Origin of the sequence: Paraburkholderia sp. BR10954 (assembly GCF_040965775.1) — a bacterium.
GTDB lineage: Bacteria > Pseudomonadota > Gammaproteobacteria > Burkholderiales > Burkholderiaceae > Paraburkholderia > Paraburkholderia youngii.
On sequence record NZ_JBFRCK010000027.1, the window covers coordinates 110,669 to 123,375 of the forward strand.

General features: G+C 66.3%; 11 protein-coding genes. 10 read left to right on the plus strand and 1 reads right to left on the minus strand.

The window, feature by feature from the left end; all coding sequences use genetic code 11:
* Positions 1-277: 277 nt before the first annotated feature.
* From tkt to AB4Y34_RS30045, 3 genes are all read left to right on the plus strand, one after another.
* Positions 278-2,359 carry a transketolase gene (tkt, locus tag AB4Y34_RS30035; protein WP_368718057.1) on the plus strand — a complete coding sequence of 694 codons (2,082 nt, stop codon included), beginning with the start codon at positions 278-280 and terminating at the stop codon, positions 2,357-2,359.
* Between the two features lie 36 nt (positions 2,360-2,395).
* On the plus strand, positions 2,396-2,869 hold the full coding sequence (locus AB4Y34_RS30040) for a bacterioferritin (RefSeq protein WP_176123812.1): 474 nt from the start codon (positions 2,396-2,398) through the stop codon (positions 2,867-2,869).
* A gap of 127 nt (positions 2,870-2,996) precedes the next feature.
* Complete coding sequence (locus AB4Y34_RS30045) at positions 2,997-3,959, plus strand: universal stress protein (RefSeq protein WP_368718058.1); 963 nt, start codon at positions 2,997-2,999, stop codon at positions 3,957-3,959.
* A gap of 25 nt (positions 3,960-3,984) precedes the next feature.
* Here the strand turns inward: AB4Y34_RS30045 and AB4Y34_RS30050 are convergent, their stop codons facing one another.
* On the minus strand, positions 3,985-4,947 hold the full coding sequence (locus AB4Y34_RS30050) for a LysR family transcriptional regulator (RefSeq protein ID WP_368718059.1): 963 nt from the start codon (positions 4,945-4,947) through the stop codon (positions 3,985-3,987).
* Between the two features lie 88 nt (positions 4,948-5,035).
* Here AB4Y34_RS30050 and AB4Y34_RS30055 point away from each other — a divergent pair, with 88 nt between their 5' ends.
* From AB4Y34_RS30055 to AB4Y34_RS30085, 7 genes are all read left to right on the plus strand, one after another.
* Positions 5,036-6,751 (plus strand): dihydroxy-acid dehydratase, encoded by a 1,716-nt coding sequence (locus tag AB4Y34_RS30055; RefSeq protein ID WP_368718060.1) that lies wholly within the window; start codon positions 5,036-5,038, stop codon positions 6,749-6,751.
* Position 6,752: 1 nt separating this feature from the next.
* Positions 6,753-8,135, plus strand: coding sequence for an MFS transporter (locus AB4Y34_RS30060; RefSeq protein ID WP_368718061.1), 1,383 nt, complete (start codon positions 6,753-6,755; stop codon positions 8,133-8,135).
* Positions 8,125-9,042, plus strand: coding sequence for a TauD/TfdA dioxygenase family protein (locus tag AB4Y34_RS30065; RefSeq protein WP_368718062.1), 918 nt, complete (start codon positions 8,125-8,127; stop codon positions 9,040-9,042). Before AB4Y34_RS30060 ends, AB4Y34_RS30065 begins: the two co-directional genes overlap by 11 nt.
* Entirely contained in the window at positions 9,043-10,329 is a 1,287-nt protein-coding gene (locus AB4Y34_RS30070) for an aconitase X (protein ID WP_368718063.1), read from the plus strand. It begins immediately after the preceding gene.
* A complete protein-coding gene (locus AB4Y34_RS30075; protein ID WP_368718064.1) occupies positions 10,326-10,796 on the plus strand; it encodes a DUF126 domain-containing protein in 471 nt (156 codons plus the stop codon). Before AB4Y34_RS30070 ends, AB4Y34_RS30075 begins: the two co-directional genes overlap by 4 nt.
* Before the next feature lie 34 nt (positions 10,797-10,830).
* Entirely contained in the window at positions 10,831-12,156 is a 1,326-nt protein-coding gene (locus tag AB4Y34_RS30080; protein ID WP_368718065.1) for an FAD-dependent oxidoreductase, read from the plus strand.
* Positions 12,157-12,322: 166 nt separating this feature from the next.
* Complete coding sequence (locus AB4Y34_RS30085) at positions 12,323-12,625, plus strand: hypothetical protein (protein WP_368718066.1); 303 nt, start codon at positions 12,323-12,325, stop codon at positions 12,623-12,625.
* Positions 12,626-12,707: the final 82 nt, after the last annotated feature.

A 12,707-nucleotide genomic window follows, 5' to 3' on the forward strand; every position in this document is an offset into this window, starting at 1 on the left:
CTTCGTCGTTCGCGAAGCAGCCGGTCTGCTGCGGGGTGGCGTGCAGAGTTGCGCGGTTAGGCGCATCATCTGTGGGCTTCGCCGCGATTTTCCCGCGCGCTTTCGGCAGTAACGTCGGCACGTGTGCGGTTCCACGTGCGGCTTTGCGTCCCGCTTCGTGTCCTCGTGGACACGCCCGGACGCGCGCGTTTTCCATGACGACACGATGCGCCGATCCGTCCGCGCGCTCAGCGGTGTGCGTCGGCCGTCTCCCGAAATGCCGAACAAGGAGCGTCCCATGCAAAACGATCCCTCCCTCGATCAGCTGTGCATCAACACGATCCGCACGCTGTCGATGGACGCCGTGCAGAAGGCCAATTCCGGCCACCCCGGCACGCCGATGGCGCTCGCGCCGATCGCCTATCACCTGTGGCAACACCATCTGCGTTACGACCCTGACGAGCCGCTGTGGCCGAATCGCGACCGCTTCGTGCTGTCGGTCGGGCATGCATCGATGCTGTTGTATTCGCTGCTGCATCTGGCCAACGTGAAAGCCGTCGACGAACACGGCAAGCCGACCGGCGCGCCGGCCGTGTCGCTCGACGACATCCAGCATTTCCGCCAGATCGACAGCAACACGCCGGGCCACCCCGAGTACCGGATGACGACCGGCGTCGAGACCACCACGGGACCGCTTGGCCAGGGGCTCGGCAATAGCGTCGGCATGGCGATGGCCGCGCGCTGGTACGAGAACCACTTCAACCGGGCGGACGCGCCGCTGTTCGACTATCGCGTGTACGCGATGTGCGGCGACGGCGACATGATGGAAGGCATCTCGCACGAGGCGGCCTCGCTCGCGGGGCATCTGAAGCTGTCGAACCTGATCTGGATTTACGACAGCAACCGCGTGACGATCGAAGGCCATACCGACCTCGCGTACAGCGACGATGTGGCAAGCCGCTTTCACGGCTACAACTGGCACACGCTGAACGTCGGCGATGCGAACGACACCGCCGCGTTCGAAAAGGCGCTGGTCGAAGCGAAGAGGGTGACCGACCGGCCGACGCTGATCGTGGTCCACAGCATCATCGGCTGGGGCGCGCCGCACAAGCAGGACACCGCGTCCGCGCACGGCGAAGCGCTCGGCGTCGACGAAGTCGCGCTGGCCAAGAAGTTCTACGGCTGGCCCGAGGACAAGTTCTTCTACGTGCCCGAGGGCGTGCATGAACGTTTCGCGCAAGGCATCGGCGCGCGCGGCAAGGCGGCGCGCGAACAATGGCAGGCGAAGTTCGACAGCTACAAAAAGCAGTACGCGGAGCTCGCGCGCGAATTCGCGCAGATGCAGGCGCACGAATTGCCGCAGGGCTGGGACAGCGACATCCCGAGCTTCGACGCCGATCCCAAGGGGATCGCGACACGCGAATCATCGGGCAAGGTGCTCAATGCGATTGCCGCGCGCGTGCCGTGGATGATCGGCGGCGCGGCCGACCTGTCGCCGTCGACGAAGACCAACCTCAAGTTCGAAGGCGCCGGCAGCTTCCAGGCGGATAGCTATGGCGGCCGCAATCTGCATTTCGGCATTCGTGAACATGTGATGGGCGCAGTGGTCAACGGGCTCGCGCTATCGAATCTGCGCGCGTACGGCTCGACGTTCCTGATCTTCAGCGACTACATGAAGCCGCCGATCCGCCTGTCCGCGATCATGGAAGTACCGGCCATCTATGTGTTCACGCACGATTCGATCGGCGTCGGCGAAGACGGTCCGACGCATCAGCCGATCGAGCAGCTCGCATCGTTGCGCGGCGTGCCCGGCCTCACGGTGCTGCGTCCCGGCGACGCGAACGAAGCGGCCGAGGCGTGGCGGGTCGCCCTGACGCAGCCGCATCGGCCGGCGTGCATCGTCGTGTCGCGCCAGCCGCTGCCGACGCTCGACCGCAGCCGCTATGCGTCCGCGAGCGGCGTGAAGCGCGGCGCGTATGTGCTCGCCGATGCGCCCGATGGCAAGAAGCCCGAGGTGATCCTGATGGCGACCGGCAGCGAGCTGTCGATCTGCGCCGACGTGTACGAGAAGCTGAAGAGCGAGGGCATCGCGGCGCGCGTCGTGTCGATGCCGTCGTGGGACATCTTCGAGCGCCAGGACGGCGCGTATCAGGAGTCGGTGCTGCCGGCGGACGTGGAAGCTCGCGTCGCGGTCGAGCAGGCTGCGTCGCTCGGTTGGGATCGGTATACGGGGCGGCTCGGCGCGCAGGTCGTCATGCATACGTTCGGCGCGTCGGCGCCGATTGCGGATCTGAAGAAGAAGTTCGGTTTCACGCCGGACGCGGTGTATCAGGCGGCGAAGCAGCAGATCGAGCGGGTGAAGAAGGGGAAGGGCGCTTGAGCGTGCGGCGACGGTTTGAGTGAAAGGAGATATCAAATGGCCGAGATCAATAAGGAGGACGTGGTCGCGGTGCTGAACCGGATTCTCGAATCCGAGTTGGCCGGCGTCGTCCGATATACGCACTATTCGTTGCTTGTTTTCGGATTCGGACGCATCCCGATCCGGGAGTGGTTGCGCGCTCAGGCGGATGAATCGTTGTTGCACGCACAGCAGGCGGGCGAATGGATTACCACGCTGGGCGCCTATCCGTCGCTGGCGATCGGTCCTCTGCTCGACTCGCATACCTTCGATATCGCTTCGATCCTCCGCGAGTCGTTGCAAGCCGAGAATGTCGCGTTGCAGTTGTATCGCGATCTGCTGGCGCTGGTGGAAGACCGCTCGGTTGCACTCGAGGAGTTCGCCCGTCAGATGATCCACGTCGAAGAGATGCACGCGGGCGAGGTCGACAAGATGTTGCGCCGCCCTGGGGAAATGACGACGTCGGAGGAACGGCAGGCACCCCCGGCTTGATCGCAGACGGCCCTCTGTGATGAGCGGGGCATCGCAGAGGGGCCGCTCAGGCGTCGCGTTTCGCGTAGATCTCGTAGTCGACGCCATTCGTCACCACGCCGCCAAACCTGCGAGTACGGAGCCAACCATGAATTCCCCCCATTCAGGCGACGCCATCTCGACGCTGCCGCGCAGAGTGCTGATCGCAGTCGATTCATCGGAAGCATCCCGACGGGCGCTCGACTACGCGCGAAACCTCCTTCCCGCCGGATGCGACGTCCGCCTCGTGAGCGTGGCCGAGAATCCCCATAAGCTTTTTCCGACGGGCCGGCGCGTCGGCCACATGCTGGATCTGGCGCGCGATGAATTGCTCCGCGATGCGCTCGAGGCGCTCGATCGGGCGACGCAATCGCTAGCCGCGTGTGATGCGCGTATCGACTCGGAAGTCATCGACCTCGCGAAGCGCGGCAACGACGTCGTGGATGCCCTTATCGATGCGGCCGACACATGGAGAGCCGACCTGATGGTGATAGGCGCGCGTCAACACCAGGGGTTGCAGCGTTGGGCCGAGGGTACGGTGTCCGAACGGCTGACGCGACGTCTGCGCTGCCCGATGCTGGTCGTCCCGCAGAGCTACCGTACGACGCATAGCGAGCTGCCCGAGCGCATCCTGTTCGCGGTCGATGGTAGTTCTCTGTCGATGTCCGCGTTGCAGTACGGAATACGGTTCGCTACGTCCGACACCGAATTGCGAGCGGTCTATGTGATCGATCGCGCCGTGCGGCTCTCCGATTGGATCCCGATCGATTCGCTCGAGGACTCGTTCGTCGGCGAAGGCAAGGAGGCAATAGCCGCTGCCGAGCCGGTTCTGGCGCGCGTGTCGGCGCGGGTCTCGACAGCGCTCGTCAGGACGAACCGAACCGACGATGATGTTGCTCATGCCATCGTGCGCGAGGCGGGCGGCTGGGAGGCGCAACTGCTCGTGATGGGTACGCATGGCAGGCGCGGCATCACACGCTGGATACTCGGCAGCGTCGCTGGGCGGGTCTTGCAAATCACGCAAACGCCAATTCTGCTGATCCACGCTAGCGACGCCACTTCGGCATCGTGAGCGAGTAGCGCTGCTACAGCCTGGACTATGGCGCTGCGCTCGAGCGCGTCCGTTTCGTATTCGGCAACGGCTCGTGCTGCATCGGCCCCTTGATGAGCTCGCTCATCGCGTCGCGAATCCAGCGGTTGGCCGGCTCGTGATGAAAGCGCGGATGCCAGTGCAGATAAAAGTCGTACTTGGGCGCGGGAAAGGGTAAAGGCAGCAGCTTGACGTTCACGAACTCCGCGAAGCGCCGCCCGACCGCCTGAGGCACCGCTGCAATCATGTCCGAGCCGGCGACGACGAACGGTACGCCGATAAAACGCGGCACGCTGAAGCGCACGTTGATGCGAATCCCGAGGCGTTCGTGCGTGCGAGCGAGCACGTCCTGCTCGCGGCCTTCGGGATGCACCATCACGTGCGCGGCCGCACGGTACTGATCGAGCGACAGCGTGTCGCCGATTTCCGGATGATCTTCGCGCGCAATACACACATACGAATGCCGGTACAGCGCTTTGCGCTTCAGCGATTCGCTGTTCAAACCCGGAAAGTAGCCGATCGCGAGATCGACGTCGCCGCTCGCCAGACCTTCCTCCAGCTCCGGCATGCTGAGCGCGACCGTTTTGATGGTCACGTGCGGCGCGGTCTTGCCGAGAAAGTTCTGCAAGCGCGGCAGGAACACCATTTCGCCGATGTCCGACATACACAGCACGAAGCTGCGCGACGACGCGGCCGGACGGAATTCGGGCATCGGCAGGATTTCGGTCTGCACGAGATCCAGCAGCCGCGCAACCGGATCGCCGAGCGCCTGCGCGCGCGGCGTCGGCTCCATGCCGCGGCCGGTGCGCACGAACAGCGGGTCCTCGAACAGCTCACGCAGCTTCGATAACGCATAGCTCATTGCCGGCTGGCTGAGCCCGATGCTCACGCCCGCCTGCGTCACATGCCGCTTTTTCAGCAACGCATCGAACACTTTCAGCAGATTCAGGTCGACCTGACGAATATCCATGGTTTGGATGATGCCTATCGATGTCACATAATTGACGGATTTTATCGCGCTTCCTAACATCGTTTCCACAACAAAGGAGTGAGACGCCATGTCCGATGGACGCAAGCCGCAACGCCTGTTGCGCAGCAATTTCCCGCGAGGTTCGTATCTCGGCGCGGTGCGCGCCGCCCAATGGCGCAATCTCTGCATCAGCGAGGAAGACCTCGACAAGCCCAAGATCGCCATCGTCAATTCCTCGTCCGAACTCGCTACCTGCTTCAGCCATCTCGACGGCATCGCCGCACAACTGAAACAGGCGATCCGCGCGGCGGGCGCGCTGCCGTTCGAAATCCGCACCGCGGCGCCGAGCGACTTCATCACCGGCGCGGGCGCGCGCGGCGCGTACATGCTGGCCGCACGCGACCTCGTCACCAACGACATCGAAGTGGCCGTCGAAGGCGCGCAACTCGACGGCATGGTGTGCCTCGCTTCATGCGACAAGACCGTGCCGGGCCAATTGATGGCCGCCGCGCGGCTGAACATCCCGAGCATCGTCGTCGCATGCGGCTATCAGCCGAGCGGCGAATTCCGCGGCGAGCATGTGGACATCGAGGACGTGTTCGTCGGCGCGATGCATACGCTGACCGGCACGCTGCCGGTCGAGGACCTGATCGGCATGAGCCAGAACGCGATTCGCGGGCCGGGCGTGTGCTCGGGTCTCGGCACCGCGAACTCGATGCACATGGTCAGCGAGGCGCTCGGCATGTCGTTGCCCGGCAGCACGCCGGTCGCCGCCAACAGCGACAGGATGTTCGCGTTCGTGCACGAAGCGGGCGCGCGCATCGTCGAGATGGTGCGCGACGACCTGAAGCCGCGCGACATCCTGACGCCCGGCGCGTTCGCGAATGCGGTGAAGACGGTGCTCGCGGTCGGCGGCTCGATCAACACGGTCAAGCACTTGCAGGCGGTCGCGGCCGAGGGCCAGCTCGACGTCGACGTGTACGCGCTGTTCGAGGCATTCGCCGCGCAGATTCCGGTGCTGACCGGCGTGCGTCCGGTCGGCTCGCACACGATCGAGCAACTGGAGGCGGCGGGCGGCGGGCGCGGCGTGATGAAGCGGCTCGAAGCGTGGCTCGACACCGGCGCGCTGACGGTGACCGGCCGCACGGTGAAGGACAACCTGGCCGATGTCCGGATCGCCGACGACGAGGTGATCCGCCCGCCGGAGCGCGCGTTCGCGAACCATCCGGCGATCGTGCTGGTGCGCGGCAACCTGGCCCCGCAGGCCGGCATCGTCAAGTTCGGTATCTCGCCGACCAAGCAGCGCGCGTTCACCGGCGAAGCGATCTGCTTCTCCACCTCCGACGATGCGATCGCGGCGATCAAGGACGGCCGCGTGCAACCGGGCAAAGTCGTCGTGATGCGCGGCGCGGGCGTGTGCGGCGGCCCGGCGATGGGCGGCGGCGCGTCACGCGTGGTGTTCGCGATCGACGGCGCGGGCCTGTCCGAGCAGGTCGCGATGCTGACCGACGGGCATCTGTCGGGCCTCGTCTGCAAGGGGCTGGTGGTCGCGGAAGTGTCGCCGGAGGCGGCCACCGGCGGCCCGCTCGCGTTCGTCGAGGACGGCGACACCATCGAGATCGACCTCGAGCGGCGCGTCTGCGATCTGAAGGTCGACGAAACCGAGCTGGCGCGGCGCCGCGCCGCGTGGCAGCGTCCCGCGCCGGTCAACGACACCGGCTGGCTGAAAATCTATCGCGCGACGGTCGGCACGATGCCGCAAGGCGCGGTGCTCGGCGCGGATCGCCCGGCGCGGGAGCGTTGAGATGGGCGACCAAACCGTAATCGACATCGGCACGGTGATCGAGCGGCAGCAGACGAACCGCTTCGGTGTGCTGCTGATCGTCGCGATGGGCGTGATGATGATGACCGAGGGCTACGACCTCGCCGCGATGGCCTTCGCGGCCCCGGCGCTGAGTCGCGCGTGGCATCTCGAGCACGGCGTGCTTGGCCCGGTGTTCGGCGCATTCGTGTTCGGCACGATGATCGGCGCGTTCGTGCTCGGCTACCTCGGCGACGTGATCGGCCGCAAGCGCATGATCGTGATCGGCAGCGTCGTGCTTGCGGGGTTCACGCTGGCGGCGTCGCGCGCAACCGCGCTCGACCAGCTGCTCGTGCTGCGGTTCCTGGCGGGCATCGGCATCGGCGGCGTGGTGCCGAACGCGATCGCGTACACGACGGAGTTCGCGCCGAAGCGCTGGCGCGCGACGTGGGTCACGCTGATGTACACCGGCTACACGATCGGCAGCAGCGTCGGCGGGCTCGTGTCCGCGTGGCTCGTGCCGAAGTTCGGCTGGCAGGTAGTGTTCGTGATCGGCGGCATCGCGCCGCTCGTGTCGAGCGCGATGTTGTGCTTTGCGGTGCCCGAGTCGATCCGCTTCCTGACGCTCAAGGGCCGTCACGCCGAAGTCGCGCGAATCGTTGCACGTATCGCACCGGGTTTCCACGTCGCGCCGGGGGCGCGCTTCATGACCGGCGGCGCTTCGGGTGGTGACGCACATGGCGACGGCCGCGACGGCTCGCTGCGGCTGCTGTTCGCGGGCCGGCTGCGCGCGCTGACGCCGGTGCTGTGGGCCGTGTACATCGCGAACTCGATGGCGCTGTTTTTCCTCAGCAGCTGGCTGCCGGTGCTGATCGAAAGCGTGGGCCTTGCGCCGCGCGAGGCGGCGCTCGTATCGACGATGTTCCAGCTTGGCGGCACGCTCGGCGGCCTCGCGCTGATGCGCTTCGTCGACACGCGCGGCGCCATCATCATCACCGCGCTGCCGCTTGTCGGCACGCCCCTCGTCGCGCTGCTCGGCACCGGACTGCCCGGCCCGATGCTGGTGGCAGCCGTGTTCCTGACCGGCTTCACGGTGGTCGGCACGCAGTTCGGCCTGAACGCGGTCGCGGCGCTCGTCTATCCGACCGCGCTGCGCGCGAAAGGCACAGGCGCGGCGGTCGGCATCCAGAAGATCGGCGCGATTGCCGGGCCGGTGATCGGCGGGATGCTGATGTCCGCGCATCTGCCGGTCGAGCAGCTGTTCTTCCTCGGCGCGGTGCCGGTCGCGTTCGTCGCGGTGCTCGCGTTCGCTCTCGGCCGTCTGCATCGTCGCCGCGACGATGCAGCGCCGGACAACCCTCAAACAGGAGCAGCCCATGCCGCTTGAAGTCGTTCCCATTGACGCCGCGCGTCCGGACTTCGTTGGCCTCGCCAGAGGCATCGATCTGACGGCGCCCGTTTCCGAACAGCTCGCGTGCGCGATCGATGCCGCGATGAACCGCTACGCGGTGCTGGTGTTCCGCGGACAGCCGCTCACGCAGGACCAGCAGCTCGCGTTCGCGCGCTCGCTCGGGCCGCTCGATCTCGGCTTCAAGCGCGTCGCGCGTCCGCATGCGCGGCTCGCGTATCAGGAGCTCGCGGACATTTCGAATGTCGACGAGTCCGGACAGATCGCGGACCGCGCGCACCGGCGCATCGTCGGCAATCTGGCGAACCAGTTGTGGCATAGCGACAGTTCGTTTCAGCAGCCGGCCGCGCGCTATTCGATGCTGCATGCGGTCGTCGTGCCGGAGTCGGGCGGCGAGACCGAGTACGCGGACATGCGCGCCGCGTGGGATGCGCTCGAGCCGCGCGAGCAGCGCGAACTCGAAGGGCTCGAAGCGGAGCACTACGCGCTGCACTCGCGCTTCCTGCTCGGCGACACCGACTACAGCGACGAGCAGCGCAACGCGCTGCCGCCGGTGCGCTGGCCGCTCGTGCGCGAGCACGCCGGTTCGGGACGCCGGCATCTGTTCATCGGCGCGCACGCGACGCATATCGCCGATCGCACGCTTGCCGAAGGACGCGTGCTGCTGATGGACCTGCTCGAACACGCAACCGCGCGCCGCTTCGTGTATTCGCATCGCTGGCAGTCCGGCGATCTCGTGATCTGGGACAACCGCTGCACGTTGCACCGGGGCCGCCGTCACGATCTGTCGGTGCGCCGCGAGCTGCGGCGCGCGACGACGGTCGACATCGACCGGCACGCGGCGCCGCAAGCGGAGCAACTCGGACCTGTCCACGGAGTGAGCTAAATGCAGCTGAACGACGACGAACGGGCGATGCTCGACGGCCGCGACGGTGCGGCCGTGCAACGCGCGATGGATCTGCTGGTGCGCTACGGCGAAGCACTCGGCGCGCCGAGGCTGGTGGACACGAACAACGTATGCGGCACGGTCGGCGCGACGATGCCGTTCCTGCGCGATTACGCGGCGAAGCACGGCGGCCTCGACGCGGTGTTTTCCGAATTTAACCTCGATAGCCCTGAGGTAGTCGAGGTGCCGAAGGCCAAGGTGTTCAGCAGCCATCTGCAGCAGGGGCTCGACCCGCAGCATGCGCAGCGTCAGGGCATCGACGGCGAGGTCGTGAAGCTGTACCGCCAGGGCGAGGCATTCACGGGACGGCTCGGCATCCAGCCGCTGAACACCTGCGCGCCATATTTAACCGGCAACGTGCCGGTGCGCGGCGAGCATTGCGCATGGATGGAGTCGTCGGCGGTGATATATATCAACGCGGTGCTCGGCGCACGCACCAACGCGGAAGGGCGCGAGAGCACCGGCGCCGCGATGCTGACCGGCAAGATTCCGTACTGGGGTCTGCACCTCGACGAAAACCGTAGCGGCACGCATCTGATCGAGCTCGGCATCGACGTGAAGTCGGTGAAGGACTGGGGGCTGCTCGGCTACTACGTCGGCGAACTCGTGCAGGACCGCATTCCGGTGATCGACGGGCTGCGCGACGTGCCGAACCTGCCGAAGCTCAAGCACTTCGGCGCGGCCGCGGCGTCCTCGGGCGGTGTCGAGATGTATCACATCGTCGGCCAGACGCCGGAGGCGCGCACGCGCGACGAAGCGTTCCGCGGCCGCAAGCCGCTCGAGGTCATTCGCTACGGTCCCGCCGAGCGGCGCCTCGCGTACGAGCGCGTGAACACCACCGCGAAAGACGCGCAGGTCGACTTCGTGATGCTCGGTTGTCCGCACTATTCGATCGAGCAGATCTGGGAGGTCTGCCAGCTACTCGAAGGCCGCCGCATCGGCGCGAATACCGAACTGTGGATCTTCACCGCGCGCGCGACGCGTCAGCTCGCGGACCAGGCCGGCTATACGAAGCTGATCGAGGACGCGGGCGGTGTATTGATGACCGACACGTGCTCGGCGATCGGCCGCGTGATGCCGAAGGGCACGCGCGTGGTCGCACTCGACTCGGCGAAGCAGGCGCACTACCTGCCCGCGATCATGGGCGTGCAGGCCTGGTTCGGCACCACCGCCGATTGCATCGAGGCCGCGGTGAGCGGCCGCTGGACAGGAGGGCTGGCCGCATGAGCACGAACCAGGAGACGACAGACACGTTAGGCACACCTGGGCCGGCCGCACCGATCGTGCTGCGCGGGCGCAAGGTGGTCGGCGGCTATGTCGAGGGCGAGGCGCTCGTCACGCGCGATCGCATCTCGGGCTGGGGCGGCATCGATCCGCGCACCGGCACGATCATCGAAACCCGTCACGAACTGCGCGGCCAGAGCTTCGCGAACAAGGTGCTGGTGTTTCCCGGCGCGAAGGGTTCGTCGGGCTGGTCGAGCCAGTTCCATATCGCGCGGATCGCCGGCACCGCGCCGGCCGCGATGCTGTTCAACGAGATGACCACGAAGATTGCGCTCGGCGCGGTGGTGAGCCATGCGCCGTCGCTGACCGACTTCGACATCGATCCACTCGACGTGATCGAAACCGGCGACTGGGTGCGCGTCGATGCCGAGCGCGGCGTCGTCGAAGTGCTCAAACGCGGCCGCGCCTGATCTTGCTGCGCGGGACGGTTCGCGCGCAACCGCGATGGTTTTTCAAGGAGGAAATGTTTTGAAGACTGGTACTCGTATCGTCCGCCGCGGCGGCCAACCGACGGGCTGGAAACTCGACGCCGACGTGTGCATCGTCGGCGCGGGCATCGCCGGCACGTCGGCTGCGCTCGAAGCGGCCGCGCTTGGCCGCAAGGTCGTGCTGGTGGACAGCCTGCCCGCGCTCGGCGGCCAGGCGGTCAACTCGATCATCGGCACCTTCTGCGGGCTGTTCTCGAACGGACCGCAGCGTTTCCAGGTGACGCACGGCATCGCGGACGGCATCCTGCGCGATCTCGGCGAGAAGGGCGCGCTGCACTACAAGGAAGGGCCGCTGACGACCGTCGTGCTGTACGACGAAGTTGCGCTCGCGCGCTGGATCGAGCAGAAGATTCTCGACGCCGGCATCACCGTCGTGCTCGGCGCGGTGCTGTGCAACGTCGTGCGCGAAGAGCGGCGGGTGCGCGAGCTGGAAGTCGCGACGCGCTACGGCGACGTGCGCATCGCGGCGAACGGCTTCGTCGATGCGAGCGGCGATGCGGCGCTCACGTGGCTCGCAGGCTTCGACTGCCAGGAGCCGGAAACGCCGATTCGCGGCACGCAGATGATCGTGCTCGAAAACCTCGACGAAACCGATCTGCCGACGCCGCCCGCGTTTCGCGAGCGCGTCGAGGAAAAGGCGCACGCCTATGGGCTCGAGCGCAAGGACGGGCTCGTGTTCTACTTCCGTGGCCGCAATATCGGCATCGCGAACATGACGCACATCGAGACGCCGCTCGAACCGATGGCGGCGTCGCACACGGCGCTCGTCGGCCGCGACCAGGCGGACCGCGCGTTCGAGTTCCTGCGCGGCGAGTATCCGCACATCTATCGCAACGCGCACATCCGCAGCTATGGCCTGCCTGGCATCCGGCAGACGCGCTGGATCGTCGGCGCGCAGCAGTTGAGTTCGGAAGACGTGATCGCCGCCCGGCAGTTTCCCGATGCGGTCGCGCGCACGTCGTGGCCGATCGAATTGCACGATCGCGCCGAAGGCTATGAATGGAAGCCGTTCGGCGACGACCATCTGCATACCGTGCCGTTCGGCAGCCTCGTCGTGAAGGACGCGGACAACCTGATCGCGGCCGGCCGCTGCATCGACGCGGATGCGACCGCACTGTCGAGCGTGCGGGTGATGGGGCCGTGCATCGCGATGGGCGCGGCGGCCGCGCACGCATTCGATCTCGCCGACGGCGGCAGTGTTCACGACATCGATCGCGGCATGCTGCGCGAGCGGCTCGCCGACAACGTCGATCGCATCGATCCGCCGCATCTGAAAAACTGACGCATGATCCGCCGGCGGCGCGGCAATACCAAAGAGGTGCAGCGCGAACTCCGCGAGGAGGCTCCCGGCGAGCACCCACTGCCGCGCCGGCAAGAGACGATATGACGGAACCGCGCGACGCGCCGGGATCTGCCCGGCCGCCGACGCGGCACCTCTGGAGGAGACGATGATTCAAACCCTGCCCGATGCGCGCACGGTGGACGTGTCGCGCCTGATCGACGAACAGAAGATAGGCCGCTTCGCGATCCTGCTGATCGCGTCCACATGGCTCGTGATGCTGACCGACGGCTACGAGCTCAGTGCGCTGGCGTTCGCCGCGCCTTCGCTGATTCGAGCGTGGCACATCGAGCGCAGCGTGCTCGGTCCGGTGTTCGGCGCCAACATCTTCGGCATCATGGTCGGCTCGATCCTGTTCGGCTATCTCGTCGAACCTGAACAATCCGGAGAGCCTTTTGCAGCAAGGGTTTGAAGCGGAAAGTTGTTGATGCATTTGCAGGAACCTGGCAGATTATGGGTAGTTTCCTGCAAATTCTGTCGAGGTCTGGATGGGT